This window comes from Williamsia sp. Y712 (genome assembly GCF_059445525.1).
In genome coordinates this window covers 335511-353061 of sequence record NZ_JCAIUN010000002.1, presented here as the reverse complement: position 1 = coordinate 353061, position 17551 = coordinate 335511, and the positions used below count along the sequence as shown (strand labels likewise).

The 17551-nt window shown below is 63.2% G+C and carries 19 protein-coding genes and 2 pseudogenes; 9 read left to right on the top strand and 12 right to left on the bottom strand.

Features of this window, described 5'->3' with window-relative positions:
- Positions 1-10: 10 nt before the first annotated feature.
- Both AC1D75_RS16490 and AC1D75_RS16485 read left to right on the top strand, forming a co-directional pair.
- On the top strand, positions 11-1102 hold the full coding sequence (locus AC1D75_RS16490; RefSeq protein ID WP_495516411.1) for a homogentisate 1,2-dioxygenase: 1092 nt from the start codon (positions 11-13) through the stop codon (positions 1100-1102).
- Complete coding sequence (locus AC1D75_RS16485) at positions 1099-2310, top strand: alpha/beta hydrolase family protein (RefSeq protein ID WP_495516410.1); 1212 nt, start codon at positions 1099-1101, stop codon at positions 2308-2310. The genes AC1D75_RS16490 and AC1D75_RS16485 overlap by 4 nt, the downstream gene beginning before the upstream one ends.
- A gap of 27 nt (positions 2311-2337) precedes the next feature.
- Here AC1D75_RS16485 and AC1D75_RS16480 read toward each other — a convergent pair whose 3' ends face one another.
- Entirely contained in the window at positions 2338-3369 is a 1032-nt protein-coding gene (locus AC1D75_RS16480; RefSeq protein ID WP_495516409.1) for an oxygenase MpaB family protein, read from the bottom strand.
- A 61-nt stretch (positions 3370-3430) separates the two neighbouring features.
- Positions 3431-4024, bottom strand: a complete 594-nt coding sequence (locus AC1D75_RS16475) for a helix-turn-helix domain-containing protein (RefSeq protein WP_495516408.1) — start codon at positions 4022-4024, stop codon at positions 3431-3433.
- 94 nt (positions 4025-4118) lie between these two features.
- Between AC1D75_RS16475 and AC1D75_RS16470 the strand changes: the two are divergent.
- The 3 genes and pseudogenes from AC1D75_RS16470 to AC1D75_RS16460 form a co-directional block, all read left to right on the top strand.
- Positions 4119-4304 (top strand): annotated as a pseudogene (locus AC1D75_RS16470) (FAD-dependent oxidoreductase); the annotation flags it as partial.
- 96 nt (positions 4305-4400) lie between these two features.
- Positions 4401-5063 carry a class I SAM-dependent methyltransferase gene (locus AC1D75_RS16465; RefSeq protein ID WP_495516407.1) on the top strand — a complete coding sequence of 221 codons (663 nt, stop codon included), beginning with the start codon at positions 4401-4403 and terminating at the stop codon, positions 5061-5063.
- Positions 5064-5121: 58 nt separating this feature from the next.
- Positions 5122-6582, top strand: coding sequence for an MFS transporter (locus AC1D75_RS16460; RefSeq protein WP_495516406.1), 1461 nt, complete (start codon positions 5122-5124; stop codon positions 6580-6582).
- A gap of 145 nt (positions 6583-6727) precedes the next feature.
- On the opposite strand, the gene AC1D75_RS16455 is transcribed toward AC1D75_RS16460, so the two are convergent.
- The 3 genes from AC1D75_RS16455 to AC1D75_RS16445 all read right to left on the bottom strand — a co-directional run bounded on the left by AC1D75_RS16455 (position 6728) and on the right by AC1D75_RS16445 (position 9567).
- Positions 6728-7522: an AraC family transcriptional regulator gene (locus tag AC1D75_RS16455; RefSeq protein ID WP_495516405.1), complete on the bottom strand. Its 795-nt coding sequence runs from the start codon at positions 7520-7522 to the stop codon at positions 6728-6730.
- Positions 7523-7650: 128 nt separating this feature from the next.
- Complete coding sequence (locus AC1D75_RS16450) at positions 7651-8613, bottom strand: helix-turn-helix domain-containing protein (RefSeq protein WP_495516404.1); 963 nt, start codon at positions 8611-8613, stop codon at positions 7651-7653.
- 117 nt (positions 8614-8730) lie between these two features.
- Entirely contained in the window at positions 8731-9567 is an 837-nt protein-coding gene (locus AC1D75_RS16445) for an alpha/beta fold hydrolase (protein ID WP_495516403.1), read from the bottom strand.
- Between the two features lie 237 nt (positions 9568-9804).
- On the opposite strand from AC1D75_RS16445, the gene AC1D75_RS16440 reads away from it, so the two are divergent.
- On the top strand, positions 9805-10656 hold the full coding sequence (locus tag AC1D75_RS16440; protein WP_495516402.1) for an alpha/beta hydrolase: 852 nt from the start codon (positions 9805-9807) through the stop codon (positions 10654-10656).
- Between the two features lie 24 nt (positions 10657-10680).
- Here AC1D75_RS16440 and AC1D75_RS16435 read toward each other — a convergent pair whose 3' ends face one another.
- Genes AC1D75_RS16435 through AC1D75_RS16425 form a run of 3 tightly spaced genes read right to left on the bottom strand, consistent with a single transcriptional unit; the run spans position 10681 to position 13062 of the window.
- Positions 10681-11427, bottom strand: coding sequence for an SDR family NAD(P)-dependent oxidoreductase (locus AC1D75_RS16435; protein WP_495516401.1), 747 nt, complete (start codon positions 11425-11427; stop codon positions 10681-10683).
- A 17-nt stretch (positions 11428-11444) separates the two neighbouring features.
- On the bottom strand, positions 11445-12251 hold the full coding sequence (locus AC1D75_RS16430; RefSeq protein ID WP_495516400.1) for an alpha/beta hydrolase: 807 nt from the start codon (positions 12249-12251) through the stop codon (positions 11445-11447).
- A gap of 25 nt (positions 12252-12276) precedes the next feature.
- Complete coding sequence (locus tag AC1D75_RS16425) at positions 12277-13062, bottom strand: SDR family NAD(P)-dependent oxidoreductase (RefSeq protein WP_495516399.1); 786 nt, start codon at positions 13060-13062, stop codon at positions 12277-12279.
- A 257-nt stretch (positions 13063-13319) separates the two neighbouring features.
- Between AC1D75_RS16425 and AC1D75_RS16420 the strand changes: the two genes are divergently transcribed.
- The 3 genes and pseudogenes from AC1D75_RS16420 to AC1D75_RS16410 all read left to right on the top strand — a co-directional run.
- Positions 13320-13727, top strand: coding sequence for a YciI family protein (locus AC1D75_RS16420; protein ID WP_495516398.1), 408 nt, complete (start codon positions 13320-13322; stop codon positions 13725-13727).
- Positions 13724-14869 (top strand): RNA polymerase sigma factor, encoded by a 1146-nt coding sequence (locus AC1D75_RS16415; RefSeq protein ID WP_495516397.1) that lies wholly within the window; start codon positions 13724-13726, stop codon positions 14867-14869. The genes AC1D75_RS16420 and AC1D75_RS16415 overlap by 4 nt, the downstream gene beginning before the upstream one ends.
- Before the next feature lie 48 nt (positions 14870-14917).
- Positions 14918-15091 (top strand): annotated as a pseudogene (locus tag AC1D75_RS16410) (substrate-binding domain-containing protein); the annotation flags it as partial.
- A gap of 25 nt (positions 15092-15116) precedes the next feature.
- Here AC1D75_RS16410 and AC1D75_RS16405 read toward each other — a convergent pair.
- The 4 genes from AC1D75_RS16405 to AC1D75_RS16390 form a co-directional block, all read right to left on the bottom strand.
- Positions 15117-15578 carry a Fur family transcriptional regulator gene (locus AC1D75_RS16405; protein WP_495516396.1) on the bottom strand — a complete coding sequence of 154 codons (462 nt, stop codon included), beginning with the start codon at positions 15576-15578 and terminating at the stop codon, positions 15117-15119.
- A 91-nt stretch (positions 15579-15669) separates the two neighbouring features.
- On the bottom strand, positions 15670-16398 hold the full coding sequence (locus AC1D75_RS16400) for an energy-coupling factor ABC transporter ATP-binding protein (protein ID WP_495516395.1): 729 nt from the start codon (positions 16396-16398) through the stop codon (positions 15670-15672).
- Entirely contained in the window at positions 16395-17153 is a 759-nt protein-coding gene (cbiQ, locus tag AC1D75_RS16395) for a cobalt ECF transporter T component CbiQ (RefSeq protein WP_495516394.1), read from the bottom strand. Before cbiQ ends, AC1D75_RS16400 begins: the two co-directional genes overlap by 4 nt.
- Before the next feature lie 2 nt (positions 17154-17155).
- The gene (locus AC1D75_RS16390; protein WP_495516897.1) at positions 17156-17533 is read right to left on the bottom strand and encodes a PDGLE domain-containing protein; all 378 of its coding nucleotides are present in this window, start codon (positions 17531-17533) and stop codon (positions 17156-17158) included.
- Positions 17534-17551: the final 18 nt, after the last annotated feature.

The following is a 17551-nucleotide window of genomic DNA, read 5'->3' as shown; positions in this document are numbered from 1 at the left end:
AGTTCGGCAGATGGAGTCGTTTGTCCAGTTCCGCAAGGGAACAACCCCCGATCACGTCCACCGGGACCTCGACGGTCTCAAAGACGACGAACTCGGGCGATACGGCTTCGTAGGCCGGCAGGCTCAGCTCTATCGCCGCAATGACCCCACTCGATATCGGGCGACGGGAACGATCGCACCAACAGATCTCATGGTCGACGATCTCGAACCCACCGACCTCGTCGACGCCGAAGGTGCACCGCTGCTGCTGTTCTCCAATGCGGATGTCCGCTTCCTGCTGAGTCGGCGCAGCGCCACCATGCCCTTCTTCACACGCAATGTGGGCGGCGACGAGTTGATGTTCGTGCACCGCGGCACCGGCGTCTTCCAGACCGAGTTCGGCCGGATTCCCTATGAACCGGGTGACTGGGTGCTGCTGCCCAAGGCAGTGACCTACCGGCAAGTCCCCGACCCTGGCGAACACGCAATACTCATCGTGGAATCGGTGGAAGAGTTCCGGGTTCCTGCCCCCGGCGTCCTGGGGCGGCACCATCCGTTCGATCCGACGATGGCCTTCGTGCCCGATCCCGAGGTGCTGACCGATGGTGGACCCACCTGGCGGGTCCGTTTGGTGCGGCAAGACGCCACCGGAGAGCTCGAGTACGACCACAACCCGTGCGACGTCGAAGGCTGGAAGGGCGACTACTTCCCCTTCAAGTTCAACATTCGCCACTACAACCCGATCCTGTCGGAGAGCGTGCATCTGCCGGCGACCGCCCAGATATTTCTGCAGTCGGAAGGCGTTGCGGTCCTGAACTTCCTGCCGCGTCCTGCTGAATCACGTCCTGGTACCGAACGGCTTCCGTGGTATCACCGCAACGCCGATTACGATGAGGTGGCACTGTTCCACAGCGGTGATCTGTTCGGGATCCCCATGCCTCCCGGGCTCATTTCGCATGCGCCCCAAGGTATCCACCACGGACCACCCGAGGCGGCCCGGGCGCGGGCACGCCGAAAGTCCGACGAATACGACCGGGTCAACTGGTCTGTCATGTCCATCGACGTACATCGTCCGCTCACCGTCAACGCCGACCTCAGCCGAACCAGCGAGGAACAACCATGAGCACCTACCGCCGCACCCCGTTCCTGGTCGTCTTTCCCGAAACCTCGCTCGCGCGGGATATTTACGGGGGAACCGGCGAGAACGTCGCTTTGGAGGGACATCTACTCCGGGGCGACTCCGACGCCGACACCGTTCTGGTGTTCATGCACCCGATCGGCGGCGGGGCCTACCTGCCCATGATCAATGCTCTCGCCCGTGCGGGTCATCATGTGATCTATTGCAACAGCCGGTACCGCGGGAACGATACGGCCTTGTTGATGGAGAAGGTCACCGAAGACCTGGCTGCATGTGTGCGGCACGCCAAAGACGTCCTCGGCTATCGGAATATCGTGCTCGCCGGGTGGAGTGGCGGCGGATCGCTCTCGACGTTCTATCAGGCCCAGGCCGAACATCCCACCGTCACCGCATCACCGTCGGGGGACGGACCGGACCTCACGACGCTGGCGATGCCGCCGGCAGATGGTCTGATGTTGCTTGCCGCCCATGTTTCCCGCCACCAGACCCTCACCGAGTGGATCGACGCGTCCATACTGGACGAGCATGATCCGTCGGTCCGAGATCCCGAACTCGACCTCTACAACCCGTCGAATCCGAATCAGCCGCCGTACAGTCCAGAATTCTTGACCCGCTATCGAGCGGCGCAGGAGGCTCGGAATCGTCGAATCACCCAGTGGGTCAAGGCCAAGCTGGCTCAACTGCGGGAGGCTGGGCGTGAGGTGGACGAGTTTTCGTTTGTTGTCCACGGCACGATGGCCGATCCCCGCTGGCTTGATCCGACCGTCGACCCGAATGATCGCGAACCGGGGGTCTGCTACCTCGGTGATCCCGAGGTTGTGAACATGAGTCCTGTTGGACTGGCGCGGTTTTGCACATTGCGGAGCTGGCTGTCGCAGTGGAGCCTGGACGATGCCAACGCCGATGCGGCGGCCTGCGCACCATCGGTGACAGTGCCGGTCCTGGTCATCGGGAACACCGCAGACGATGCCTGCACGCCCAGCCACACCCGGCGCATCCACGAAGCGTTCGTGAACACCCACGCCCAAATCTATGAAGTCCAGGGAGCGACGCACTACTACTCGGGCCCGAACATGAAGGCCCACCTGGCAGACGCTGTCGGACGGATCACGACGTGGCTGAGCGAGCACGGGTGGGCAGACCACCTGACGGACTCACGTACCGTCGCAACACAATCCGGACATGCGCGGTGAGGCCGGGCCTGGGCGCAGTCCGGGCAATCAGTCGATGCGCAGTGGATAGGTTGCGCGCCGGGCAGCGTGGACAGGGCAGTAGTGCATGGGGTTGTCGCGTTCTGCACCTGATGGCAGGTTGCGTTCCGGTGTCTCCACCAGGGGGGCGTCTTTCGCCACCCGCCCATTGACCCGATCCCAGGCATCGCGTGGGCGCGGATGGCGCCGCATCCGCTGGGGAAGCAGTCGGTGCATCACCAGATTCACGCCCTTGCCGTAGAGCGTGAACAGCTTCTCGTCCCGGGCGGACCACTCGAGGCCCAACATCTCGCGGATCGGTTCGTCATAGAAACCGGTGGTCATCCACATGAAGAACCGCTGATTCCCCGGAGCGATGAATCGCTCCCAGAACCCGGTCGGAATGAACCGGAGAAACGGGGGAGGCGGCAACTGGCCGATGTCGAGCACCGTGCGAACCGCGGGATGATCACGGAGTTCGTTGCGGCACATGTGGTCCCAGTACGCCAGAAAATCTTCGTACGTATCGGGAACCGGGCGCATCGAGACGCCGTACATGGCGTACCACGCCTTCGACTCCTCAAAGAGCTGCCGCTTCTGGTCTTCCGTCAGCCACGGCCCGAAGCGCTCGCACAACCGGATGTTGCCGTACCAGAAGGTGGCGTGGGCCCAATAGAAGACATCGGGATCGAGTGCGTGGTAGCGGCCGCCATCTTCCATGTGGCCCTTGATGTCTCGGTGATAGTCGCGAACCTCACGGCCGGTCTGCGTGCCGCCATCGAACACGACTCCGCTGATCGGGTAGAGCGATCGCATCAACCGCTGCCAGCGTTCACCGAAGAAGTCGGAGTGTTCCCAGACCGCGGCGCCCAACTTGGGATGCATGTTCTGCATCGATCCGGCCCACAGTCCGGTGAACATGCCCGTCCAGGTGCCCCAGATCTGCCAGGTCAACGAGTCGGGGCCGAGAGGTGCGTAGTCGTCAGCTCGCGCAACTGGCGCCTCAGCGCTGGTTGCCTCATCCCCGCCCTCGTCCACGGGAGCGGTCGGCAAGTCTGTCATGAGACGAAAGTGTAGATTTGTCTCACTGACGTGTCAATGCTCACTGCCCGCCGCATGGTCGTCATTGCTCTGACCGGGCACGAAGATGCGCGCGCTCACCTTGCTGGCCGAAGAGAATGATCAGCTCAGCAGATGCGTCATCTGCGGTAGAAAACCAGTGCGGGACATGGGTATCGAATTCGGCCGCTTCGCCGGGGGTGAGGACTAGATCTTGGTCTCCGAGAACGAGTCGGACCCGCCCGTTGAGTATGTACAGCCATTCGTACCCTTCGTGCGAGGAAGGTGTCGGCGTGTCACCGAACCGTGCCGCCGGAATAATGAGCTTGTGTGCCTGCACTCCTCCGGCGCGGCGGGTGAGCGGTAGCCATGTCATCCCGTACCGGGTCACCGGCTGCAGATGAACCCGCGGATCCCCCGTCAACGGGCCACCGATCACTTCGTCGACCTGCATCCGGTACGTCCTCGCCAGAGCGAGTAGTTGCTCGAGGGTCGGGTGACGCTGTCCCGACTCCAGCCGAGACAGCGTGCTCTCGGAAATCCCGGTGGCTGCGGAGAGGTCGGAGAGAGTGGTCTCGCGCAGCTTGCGAAGGACACGTAGCCGGGGCCCGACTGCGCTGATGGTCTGCTCCAGGTAAGTGCTCATATCGGAGTTCATGGCTACATCTTGACAGATCAGCAAGGGAACTTGTCACCGAGTGTTCGGGCAGCTCATATTCATCGTGGGGGTACTCACAATGAACGGACAAGACATGAACAATCGATCCCGTACCTGGGATGTTGCAGTGATCGGTGGCGGTGCCGCTGGGCTGAGCGCAGCGGTGACACTGGCGCGTTCACGCCGCTCGGTGATCGTTGTCGATGCCGGACGCCCCCGCAATGCGCCCGCCGAGGGAGTGCACAATTCCCCGACTCGGGACGGGGCGACTGCCCCCGCAGCACCTGATGCGTTCTCCGCCGCAGCGGAAGCGGAAGTGTGCGAACGAGTACTCGGCGAACGGCGACACGGATTTTCACCGAACTGAAGGATGACAGTGACCAACCATAAAGAAAGTTCTAACGTCCCACACCCCGCCAATGCGTCCGAGTCGTTTTGGGAACCGCACTACCAGAAGAACATTCGACCTTGGACGGGTCTACCCAATGCCATCCTCTCCGATATCGCCGCCGACCTGACTCCGGCATCGGTATTGGATATCGGCTGCGGCGAAGGAGGGGACGCACTCTGGCTCGCAGGCAGAGGATGGACGGTCACGGCCATCGACGTCTCCGCCACTGTGCTCGAACGCGCCCGCACCCAAGCCGGCGAACGTGGCCTTACGGCAAACGTGACCTTCGAGAAATGCGATGTTTCACAGTCTTTTCCGGAAGGATCCTTCGATCTGGTGTCCGCACAGTATTTCCACACTCCGATTGGCATCCCCAGAGAACGAGTCCTCCGTAGAGCAGCAGCGACCGTCGCACTGCAGGGTGTGCTTCTGATCGTCGATCATGCCTCGACCGCCCCCTGGTCCTGGAACCAAGACGCTGACACTCGGTTCCCGACAGCACAAGACACCCTGGTCAAACTTGACCTCGTCGACGATCACTGGCAGCCGATACGCGTCGAAGCAGCACGGCGAACCGCATCAGGACCTAACGGGCAGACGGCCACCGTGACTGACAACGTCATCGCGCTCCGCCGCGTCGACCGCTAGAACTCACGACTCACGTACCGGAATCAGTTCACGCAAACACAGGACGGACACATTCTCGATGAGCTCTAATATCGCCGCGCCGGACACCACGTCGGCTGCGGTAGATCCGCGGCGCTGGATCGCGTTGATCGTCATTGCGACCTCGACACTGATGGTCGTGCTCGACGCATCGATCATGAATATCGCCCTCCCACATGCGCAATCAGCACTGTCGATCGCCGACGCCGAGCGGCACTGGGTCATCACGGCCTACACCCTCGCCTTCGGCGGCCTCCTCCTGCTCGGAGGGCGAGTGGCCGACCTGCTCGGCCGCAAACGCATGTTCATCATCGGCCTCCTCGGATTCGCCGCAGCCTCAGCGCTCGGCGGCGTGGCGATGAACGCACCTGTGCTCTTCGGCGCACGAGCGCTACAAGGAGTCTTCGCAGCCATCGTCACACCCGCGGCGCTAGCCCTGATTTCGGTGATATTCGTCGAAACACGTGAACGCGCCAAAGCTTTCGCCGTCTACGGCGCCGTTGCCGGAGGCGGCGGAGCCGTAGGCCTCCTCCTCGGCGGCATTCTGACCGAGTACGCCAACTGGCGATGGTGTCTGTTCGTCAACATCCCGATCGCCATCGTCGCAGCAGCGTTCGCAGTACCCACTGTGCGCGAGGACCGCGCTGACGGACCCCGACGGTTCGACATTCCCGGCGCAATCCTGGTCACCGTCGGACTGGTTGCACTTGTCTATGGCTTCACCGAAGCAGGTAAGGACGGCGTCGGCTGGCTCGCTACTCAGACACTCATCCCCTTGGCTGTCGGCATCGTTCTGTTGATCGCCTTCGTACTCGTAGAAGCACGCACCACACATCCGCTACTCCCACTCAGAGTAGTGACTGACCGCAACCGCGGCGCCGCGTACTTGGCCGCATTCCTTCTCGGTGCCGGTATGTTCGGAATGTTGTTGTTTATCACTTACTACCTACAGGTGAACCTCGGATACGAGCCACTGATGGCCGGCCTTGCGTTCCTGCCGTTCAGCGTGGGAATCATCAGCACTGCCTCACTCGCGTCCTCGCTCTTGCCTCGCTTCGGCCCCAAACCACTTATGACCTTCGGAATGGCCACCGCGACAGTAGGGTTGGCCTGGATGATCACTCTCGACAGTTCGTCGACGTATCTCGGTTCGGTGCTGCCATCAGAGTTGATGATGGGCATAGGGCTCGGGCTCGTGTTCGTGCCGATGTCCACAGTGGCTCTCTCCGGTATCGAACCTCACGACGCAGGTGTGGCGAGCGCAATGCTCAATACCAGCCAGCAGATCGGCGGCACACTAGGTGTCGCACTGCTCAATACCCTCTACGCAGCAGCGTTGAGCCGCCACGTGAACGCCAGTGCCGACGTGCCACCCGAGCAGGCACTACTCGATGGCACCTTCACCGGCTACACGGTCGCTTTCACCGTGGGTACGGCACTGTTCGCGGGAGCACTGGTGGTCATTGTTGCGATGCTCCGCACAGACAGGCAGCGATCCTAGCTATATTTCGCGACCGGGTAGCTGACAGCCGTCAAGCGGCTGTATCTGCCCGACCACGTCTGAACGGGCGACACCCGGGTGCTGGGCCACATCCGCCCAATTCTCGGCCAGTACTACCGCAACCCCCGGCAGGTGCGACGACGGATCAGCGTCGTCTGGACAATGGCTGGTTGCCCCGCCGCCACCCGGAAGGTGTGACGCCGTACGTCGTTCTGAACAGTTGGGTGAAATGGGTCGCGTGGGTGAATCCGTGCTTCTGGGCGATTGCAGCGATGCTCAGGTGCTGGTGAGTGAGCAGTGAAGACCGCGCTTGCACGAGGCGCCGCGAGGCGATGTAACCGGCCAGGGTGCCGTGCTTCTGTGGCCAGGTCTTGTAGAGCTGGCGCACGGAAATGTTGTGGGCGGTGGCGATGGTGTCGGCACCGAGATCCGGGCGACCGAGATGGGTTTCGATATGCCGCTCGATTCTGGTGATCAGGTTGTCGGCAGCGCTGACGGGTCGGGCGGTGTCGGCCGCGCTGATCAGCAGTGACCGGATAACGCCGACCGTGGAGGTGTTCAACGTCGCAAGCAGGTCCGAATTGACGTCCGCGAGATTTCCGAGTCGTTGCAGATGGTCCAGTGCGAGGGAGTACACGGGGAGGCCGGGATGAAGATTGTCGAGACCGCGGCGCACGGTCTCGATGGAAAGCGTCAGACGGGCGTGGGTGATGTGGACGGCGATCGCGGACCCATGCCCGTGGCCTCGGAAGTCGAAGGTGCTCGACTGATCGAGTGCGACGAGTGTTGGACGTCCGGGCTGCTGCCCGGGACGCATTCCGTCTCTGACCAGAGTCCAGTCGCCCGGCTCCAGAACGGCAATGGTGAGTACGCGCGTATCTGGATCACTGCGTGTGCTGCGGGGGCAGGACACCGCCAGTCCGTGATAGCGGAGGTTCATCAGCCAGACCCCGTCGCCCAGGCCCCAACAGTTGACGGATCTACTCCCACGACCGTGATGAGTTTCCGACACCACCAGGTGCGGAGCGAGACCGATGCGAACCGGATTCGCCACCTCGCCCGAGTGTGTCATCGGGTGGTGTTCTCGTAGGTGGCGATGTCCCGCCATGCGCGTGGAGTGAGCCCGTACATTTCCCGGAAGCGGCGCGTGAAGTAGGAAGGGTTGGTGAAGCCCCAGCGCCGAGCAATGGTGGCGATCGGCACGCCTTGGGTTTCCGGGCGCGCGAGTTCGCCGTGGCTGCCTTCGAGGCGGCTGGTGATGATCCACTGCTCGAGGCTAAAGTCGGCATCTTCGCAGAGCCGGAACAGTTTTCGGGTGGAGATGTCGTGGGCCCGCGCGATCCGGTCCGGCGACAACGATGCTTCCGAAAGGTGCTGCCGAATATACCCACGGATGCGGGGCAACAGCACCTCGGCCATCATTCCGCGTGCATAGTCGGCGTTGTAGGCCGAGGCAAGCATTGCGCGGGTCAGTTCGATCATGGACTCGTCGATATCCGGTGCCGCAGGGGTGGCCGTGAGCGCATCACCAGTCGCGGACAGTTCGGCGATATGCGAGCCGACCATTGCGTACAGCGGGCTGGCGGGTAGGCGGGAGGCAGCCGCCACAGTCACCTCGCGCGGGAGTCCGAGTTGATCGACGGGCACGTACAGGGCCTGCGATGCGCCGGGGCCATCCCATCCGAACGAGTAGGGCGCGTTCATGTCCATGAGCATCAACTCGCCGGGATGTACGTCACGCTGCACATCGAACTGATCGTGCCGACCGATGCTCCGTCGTTGCCGGGCCAGTGCCAGCACCTCTGAAGGCCCGGTCCGGATCTGTTTCGGCCTGCGGCTCAACGTGATCCCGGTGATGTATGCCTGGAAGATACTGGTCCGTCCGATCTCGGCCATTTCCAGGACCGCATCGGCGGCGGCCGGATCTCCGATGGCGACATCCTGGGGCCAACTCTGATCGAGAAAGATCGACTTCAGGGCATCTGCTCGCTCGTGCACAGGAAGTTGGGAGGAATGAAACATGACCGGCATGCGTCACCTCGCTCGGTCAACACTGTCGAAGACCACGGCACCACCTCGAAGAACCGATGAATGCAATTACGGTACGCCGATTGCGGATATCCCGCGCTATGAGTTGCCATAGTCAGCTCAGGGGACGGTGTAGGCGTCGAGAAAGGCCAGCAAGTCGTTGTTGAGCATTGTTTTGTGAGTGTCAGTAATTCCATGCGGCGCACCGGGATAGACCTTGAGTTCGGCACCCTTGATCCGCTCGGCGGAGGCTCTACCACCGACCGCGAAGGGCACGACCTGATCATCGTCGCCATGAATTACCAGGGTCGGCACATCGAACGTGTCAAGGTCTTCCCGGAAGTCGGTCGCCGAGAAGGCTGCGATGCTCTCGTATGCGTTACGGGCACCGGCTTGGAGTCCTTGCCGCCAGAAGGCGTCGCGCATGCCCTGCGATGCGTTCTGGCCCGGACGGTTGTTGCCGAAAAACGGGCCATCGGCCAGATCGCGGTACGTCTGTGAGCGATCGGCCAGCGATCCGGCCCGGATCCCATCGAACACCTCGACGGGCACACCGTCGGGATTGTCGTCGGTTCTGAGCATGAACGGAGGCACCGCCGATACGAGCACGATCTGAGCGATTCGGCTGGTGCCGCGACGGCCGACGTACCGGGATACTTCACCCCCGCCCGTGGAGAAGCCGATCAACGTGACCTGCCGGAGGTCGAGGAACTCGATCAGGCCGGCGAGATCGTCTGCGTAGGTGTTCATCTCGTTGCCGTCCCACGCCTGGGTGGACCGCCCATGGCCGCGGCGGTCGTGGGCGATGACGCGATAGCCGTTGGAGGCCAGAAACAATTGCTGGGCCTCCCAGCTGTCCGAACTCAGCGGCCAGCCGTGACTGAGAATCACCGGACGGCCGGCGCCCCAGTCCTTGTAGTAGATCTCCGTGCCGTCCAGAGCGGTGTACATCGGCATGATTCGTCCTTCCTGGTCGACCAGGCCTCGGTGGCATATGTTCTGTCGGAGAACAACATAGGGTCGTTGCCGCGGGCCGAGCTGAAGGTATGTGCACGGTTATGTACTCAGCGAGCACGTGACCACGCCGGACAGCAGTGCGCTGTGAGTACAGCGAAGTGCACCCACGTTCAGGTCAGACGGGTGGATCACCTCTAGGTTGTCTGTTACTTCAATTGCGACGAGAGGGGATCGGCCATGGTGTCCACCACTGCCCGCATTAGTCCGACACGGTCCGGGCTACACACTCGCCTGGCGGCGATCATCGCGTTGTTCGTCGCTGTGTTCTGCCTGTCAGCCGTTCCCGCGAACGCCGAGCCGACGACAAAACCGACAATCGTCCTCGTTCACGGAGCATTCGCCGATTCTTCTGGCTGGCGTGACGTCGCAGCGACGCTGGGAGCTGCCGGGTATCCGGTTCAGACCTTCGACAATCCGCTGCGAGGGCCGGCTCACGACTCTGCCGCGCTCGAGAAGCAGCTCGCGACCATCAGCGGCCCGATTGTCCTCGTCGGACATTCCTACGGCGGAGCGGTCATCACCAATACTCACGATCCCGACGTAGTCGCGAATGTCTATATCGCGGCATTTGCTCCCGCGCAGGGCGAGTTCGTCCAAGGTCTGCTCAACCCATTGATCTATCCCGGCAGTCGGCTGCTGCCGCCCGCGCTGGAGCTCAAGGTTGTCGAGGATCCGACTGGGATCGCGGGATACAACGTCGACGGCTACATCGCCGAGCCGTACTTCCATGAGATCTTCGCCCAGGACGTCGACGACGCCACCGCGGCCGACATGTTCGCTCACCAAAAGTCTGCAGCACTTGTGGCCAACCTCGAACCCTCTGGTGACCCGTCGTGGGCAAAGGTACCCAGCTGGTACCTCGTCTCCCAGCAGGATCAGGTCATTCCGCCTGCCCTGCAGCGGTTCATGGCTTCCCGTGCAGCGGCAGGCCACACCACTGAGGTCGACGCCTCTCACGCCTCTCTGGTGTCCCGGCCCGGCGAAGTGGCGACGACGATCCTGGCCGCCGCCACCGCGACACAACGCTGAACCCGGAAGGCGAGCGCGTCGCCGTCAGATGATGCTCCGACCGCCGTCGACGTGAATGAGCTGGCCATGAACCATGGCTGCGCCATCACTTGCCAAGAAGACGATGACCGACGCAATTTCGTCGGGCGTTGCCGGACGGCCCAAGGGCGACTTGGCCGCAAGTTTGTCGAGCACTGGACCCAGCACCCGTTCCGTCCCTTCAGTCCGCGTGGGACCGGGTGCGACGGTGTTGACACGCACACCGTGGGGGCCGAACTCCACCGCCCAATCCTTGGTGAGCTGGTTCAGTGCGGCTTTGCTCGAGCCATAGATCCCCGACGACGAACTCCCAAAGCTCGCGACCATCGTGCTCACGTTGACGATCACACCGGACTGGCGCTCGATCATGGTCGGAACCAGCTGACCGACAAGGAAATACGGAGATTTGACATTGAGCGCATACAGCGCGTCGAAGTCTTCCTCGGTACCACCGGAGGTCGGCCCGAAGACTGTGGCCCCGGCGTTGTTGACGAGGATGTCGACGTGACCCGTCAACGCCATCGCATCCTGCGCCAGAGCAACAGCTGCTGTGGCGCCAGTCAATTCCGCACCGATGAAATCGGCTTTACCGCCGTCACTCTCGATCGCTTCGACGACTACTTTGCCACGCTCGAGGTCACGACCGGACACGATCACGTGCGCCCCATGAGCTGCAAGCCTGGATGCCGTGGCCTTTCCGATTCCGCTCGTAGCGCCCGTGACGAGGGCAACGCGCCCGCCAAGATCCCACATCTGCGCTCCCTCTCGCGTCAGAAACCTTTGTCGCTCAGCCAGGCCAGTGTCGTCCCCGCGACCTCTTCCCAACCGTCGTCGATGGTGAGGGAGTGTCCACGGCCTTCGAACTCGTGATATTCGGTGATCGAATCACCACCGGCGTACATCGCGAGAACTTCTCTTGTCACCTTGGCCGGGACGGTGTGATCCTCGGTTCCTGAAATCAGGAGCAAAGGCCCACGGCTCGCCTTGTGTGTGTCCACTGCTGCCGGGGAATTGCGGCGAAAGTTGGCGGTTGCGTCTTCGAACAGTGGGCGGCCGGGTCCGGGGATGGTCCATTTCTCGAACAACTCGTCGGACGCCTCTTGTGTCAGTGTGTTGCCGAAGCTGTAGTGGAACTGCTTCGGGGTCAAGGCCACCGTCTTCTTCTTGTTCGCGGGGTTCGACAGGACCGGAAATCCGGACTTCAACTGTGAGAAGGGAAGTGCCTTGACCCCTTTGATCGGAGCCGGGTCGATCGCGACTGCGGCCGCGGCGAGGTCGGTCGCGAGGAGTTCTTGAGCGATCAGACCGCCGAAGGAATGTCCGATGACGATCGGTTTGGTCTCGAGTGCTCCGATCAGCTTCGCGTAGTGCTCGTAAACATCCTGTATTCCAACGTTGTTCATCTTCTCCGGCGCTTCACGGGTCTCTTGCACGGTCACGCCGTCTCCGGGCCAGCCCGGAGCAGTGGCCGTATAGCCACGCTCTGCGAAGAGGGAGATCCATGGTTCCCATGCGCTCGAATGAATCCACAAACCGTGGATGAACAGGACGTGGTTGTTCAGAGGTGCAGCGGCCATTCGTGTTCCGTTCGATCGTGGGTTTTCACAGCGTCTGGATCAGGCCGCCGTCGATGGTGAAATCTGATCCGGTCACATTGGCAGATGTTTCTCCAGCCAGGAAGAGCACGAGAGCGGCGACCTCTTCGGGCGTTGTGAACCGTCCTGTGACCGACTGCGCTGCTGCGCTTTTGGCGACCTCGTCGGCTTGTCCGCCACTGGCGCCGGCAATTGTCTCGGCAACGCCGCCCTCGCCGAGCCACAGGCTGGTGGACACCGGTCCCGGACTGACCGTGTTGACACGTATTCCTTGCGGACCGAGCTCTTTCGAGAGCGATTTACACACATTGGTGAGGGCCGCTTTGACCGCGCTGTAGTCCACAACCCCAGGGTCGGGGAGAAAGGCATTGACCGAGCTGACAGTGACGATCGTTCCGCCGCCACGTCGAAGAAGCTGAGGTATCGCGGCCCTGGTGGTTCGCACGGTTGCCATCAGCCCCAGGGTCCAGGAGTCATACCACTGGTCGTCGGTCACGCCCACGAACCCGGCCGGCCTCGGGGTCACCGCTCCGGCGTTGTTGATGAGGATGTCCACACCGCCGAGCGTTTTGGCCTGCTCGATCAACGCGATCGGACCTTCGGGCGTCGACAGATCCACGGGAACGAACGTCACGAGGCCCGCATCTTCCAGGCGAGCAAGATCGGGGCCCCGGCTTCGTGAACCGGCGACGACGTGCGCGCCTTCCTCTGTCAGCGCGGAGGTCACCGCCAGACCGATACCTTTGCTGGCGCCGGTGACGACCGCCAACTTTCCCGAGAGGCCTAGATCCATCAGCATCCGATCGTTCGCGCCGGTACACGGGTAGCCGCTCGGCAAATCAGCGGGGGAGGCGTCAAGCAATCGACCGAGCGCCCGAACTCGTAACGGCACGACCACATTCACGTCGAATGGTAAACCCGATGACGGGAGAGAGCAGCGCTTGACGAAAAAGATGATTTCGGGGTGCCAGGGTGTCGAGAATGGGGTGGTGGCTCCGTCTCAGATATGCAGGCGGCGACAACGCGCCGCGACGACGAAGGAGAAACACCATGAAGTATCTGCTGCTGAAGCACTACCGAGGCGGCCCGACTCCCATCGGCGACTCGGTGCCGATGGACCAGTGGACGCCGGATGAGGTCGACGCACACATCAAGTTCATGCAGGATTTCGCAGACCGCCTGGAAGGAACGGGTGAGTACGTCGACGGACAGGCGCTCGCGCCCGACGGTGCGTTCGTGCGGTACGACGGCGAAGGGCGTCCACCGGTGACCGATGGTCCGTTCGCCGAGACCAAAGACCTCATCGCCGGCTGGATGGTCATCGATGTGGCGTCGTGGGATCGTGCTGCGGAGCTGGCAGGGGAGCTGTCCGCGGCGCCCGGCGCCGGGGGCAAGCCGATCCACGAGTGGCTCGAGGTCCGACCATTTCTCAGCGACCCGCCCACGGTGACCGAGTGAACGAGGCTCTACTGCGGGAGCTTGTGCCCGCGGTGATCGGTGTCCTCGTCCGGCGCGGAGCCGACTTCGCGTCGGCCGAGGACGCCGTCCAGGAGGCGTTGATCCGGGCCATGGAATCGTGGCCTGACGATCCACCTCGTGATCCCAAAGCCTGGCTGGTTGCAGTGGCGTGGCGCAGGTTCCTCGACGCCGCGCGCGCCGAGAGTTCGCGGCGGGGTAGGGAACTCGCCGTCGAGGTCGAGCCCGTCCCCGGTCCGGCACCTGATGCGGACGAGACGCTGCAGCTGTACTTCCTGTGTGCGCACCCGACGCTGTCATCGGCGTCGGCTGTCGCATTGACGTTGCGAGCGGTCGGTGGCCTCACCACCCGCCAGATAGCGTCGGCATATCTGGTGCCTGAAGCGACCATGGCCCAACGGATCAGCAGGGCCAAGAAGCGGATCTCCGGACTTCGGCTCGACCAGCACGGCGATCTCGGAACCGTTCTGCGGGTGCTCTACCTGGTCTTCAACGAGGGGTACAGCGGCGAAGTCGACCTTGCGGCCGAAGCGATTCGTCTCACCAGACAGGTTGTTGCCCAGACCGACGAACCCGAGGTCACCGGGCTGCTTGCACTCATGCTGCTCCACCATGCGCGCCGCGCGTCTCGTACCGGACCAGGCGGGCGGTTGGTGCCGCTGGCCGAGCAGGACCGATCCCGTTGGGATACAACGCAGATCACCGAGGGCGTGGCAATACTCCAGGCGGCGCTTGCTCGTGACCGGCTGGGTGAATACCAGGCGCAGGCCGCAATCGCCGCGCTACACGCCGATGCCCGTAGCACTGCCGAGACGGACTGGGTGCAGATCGTCGAGTGGTACGACGAACTGCTTCTCATCACCGACAGCGCGGTGGTCCGACTCAACCGCGCAGTGGCGGTCGGCGAGGCCGACGGGCCGCAAGCCGGCCTGGCCGCGCTGGTCGACGTGGACCCGGTGCTACCACGCTATGTCGCGGTGTCGGCATATCTGCATGAACGCGCGGGTGATCTCGAGGTCGCCGCTGATCTGTATGCCGAGGCATCCCGCACTGCCGCAAACGTTCCGGAGCGCGATCACCTCACGAGAGAGGCCGCGCGGGTGCGACATCTGCTGCAGGCCTGAGCACCCCGCCGCCACACCTCGAGTGACAGCAATGTCTCACGCACAGGCCCGATCCCGTTGACGACGTTCGACCCCGGTCCAGAGCGACTCGGCCACGAACTGGTGGAGATGTTGATCACTGATCCACAGCTCGGTGCGGCCGTAACACGCCTTGTGCCAGTAGAACTCGTCGAGCGCGGGTCGACCCGCTGTCTCGGCATCGTCGTCGACCAAAAACCGTAAAGGCGGACGGTCAGGTGCCGAATGCCTATTTCGCCTTTTTCTGGCAGGTCGGGCACAGTCCGTGCAGGGTCAGACCCGCGGTGGCGGGGAGTTCGAAGCGGCTGCCGTCACTGGCGCGGGCGAGGGCCTCGGCGAGATATTCGGCAGGTACTTCGATCACGGCGTCGCACCGGGTGCAGACGGCGTGGTGGTGGGGTTGTTCGGCCAATCCGTAGGTGGTGACACGGTCGCCGACGGTGAGGGCGTGCAGGATCCCGACCTCGACCATGGTGGTGAGGGTTCGATAGACCGTGGTCAGGTCGACCAGGTCGCGTTGTTCGGTGAGTCGTTCGACGATTTGTTGTGCGCTCAGATGCCCGACGGCCGGGTCGGCGATCAGGATTGTCATGACGGCCACGCGGGGGGCAGTGCACCGCAATCGGTGGTGTTGCAGGATCGAGCGCGCCTGGGCGACCGCGAGGTCGCTTGTCGTTTCGGCACCGGGCATATGTCCAGTGTCGCGCCGAATGCAGGTATTGCCAACCGTCTGGTTTGCCGACAATCCGATGGTCGGCTGGACTGAGCAGGCGCGGGATGATTCAGGCAAGGCGGTGGCGTTCGAGTAGATCCCTGTCACCGAGTATCTCTGCGATATCGCCGTCGGCGACTATCCGGCCGCCGTCGAGGATCAGAGCTCGCGTGCAGATTCGTTGCGCGTAGTGCAGGTCATGGGTGACCATCACGATGGTGGTCGGCAACCTCCGCAGTACCTCGGCGAGCTCTCGCCGGGCGACCGGGTCGAGGTTCGCCGCCGGCTCGTCGAGCACCAGGACATCGGGGTGGCAGGCGAGCGTGGTGGCCAACGCGGCGCGGCGACGTTCTCCGACCGACAGATGTGCTGGTGACCGATCGGCCCGGTCTGACATTCCCACTGCGGCTAGGGCCTCGGCGACACGTTTGTCGAGGTCGGTACCCAGGACCCCGAAGTTCGCAGGGCCGAAGGCGACATCCTGGGCGACGGTCGGCATGAACAGCTGATCGTCGGGATCCTGGAATACCAGGCCGACCCGTCGCCGGACCTCGCGCACGGTGTCCGGGCCCAGTTGAATGTCTCCGATGTGGACTTCACCGGAATCCGCGGTCAGCACACCGTTCAGCTGCAACATCAGGGTCGATTTTCCGGCGCCGTTGGGTCCGAGGACGGCGACCCGCTCGCCGGCGGGGAGGTGCAGGCTCACCTCGTGCAGTGCGCCGGTTCCGTCGGGGTAGGCGAAGCTGAGGTCAACCACCCGCACGGTGCCCGCCGCCACGGCCGATATCGCTGTCATTGCAGCCACCAGGCGCAGATACTGACAGCGACCGCTGCTGTGGTCGGTATCAGGGCCAACAGCCAGGTGGTGGCGGTTGCCGGGATCGTCCCATAGTGGGGGACCGCTCCGGTGAATCCGCGCGAGAGCATGGCGAGGTGGACGCGTTCTCCGCGTTCGTAGGAGCGCAGGAACAGGGCTCCGGCTCCACGCGCGGTGGCCCCGACCTGGCGCAGGGTACGCGGATCGTCGCCTCTCGAGATGCGCGCCATACGCATCCGGATGGCTTCCGCAACAAGCAGATCAACGTACCGCAGCATGAGTACGACGATGGTGACGATCATTCCGGGCACCCGCAGACGGGTCAGCCCGGAAGGTAGGTCACGGACGTTCGTGGTTGCCGCCAGGGTCAGCGACACCCCGACACCGAGTGTGCCTTTGGCTATGACGCCCCATGCGGCGTATAGCCCTTGCGTCGACAGTGACACTCCGAGAACCTCGGTCTGTGGGCCGCCGTCGGCGAAGGGGAGTAGCACGGCAAGGATGACGAAGGGCAGTTCGATCACCATCCGCGGCAGGATCCAACGTAGGGGGATGCGTGCCCACCACCAGACTCCGATCAGGATGGCGGCGTAACACCCGAACGGCCAGAACAACTCTCGGGGCGTCGCAACCACGGCGAACACCGCGATGACCGCGGCCACGATTTTCACTTCGGCAGCGGCGCGGTGTGCCGGCGAGTTTCCGGGCAGATAGAGCGAGTTTCCCGCGCCCACTGTTACGGCGCCTGGCTGCGGGTATCGGAGACGCCTGCGGGTGCTACCAGTGCGGGGCGACGTCTGCCTACGCGGATCAGCCGAATCACGGCGACCAAGAGCGCGAATACCGCCAGCACGCCAACGATTCCCGCTGCGCCCGTGAGTGTCTCGTTGCCGTTGATGGTGTAGTCGGCCAGGAACGATTCGGAGCGGTGATGTTCACTGGCATTCTGGGCAATGCACTGGCCATCGAGTTGTTCGGCACCATCGACCTCGACCACGGTGCATCCCCGCTGGGTGGTTGCGTCAAGACCGTCGGGCTGCGAACTGGCCACGTACGACAAGAGGCCGGCGGCCAGAAAAGCTGCTGCCGCGAAGGCGAGCAGAAATCTGGTCATCGATCGGCCCGGGTGGTC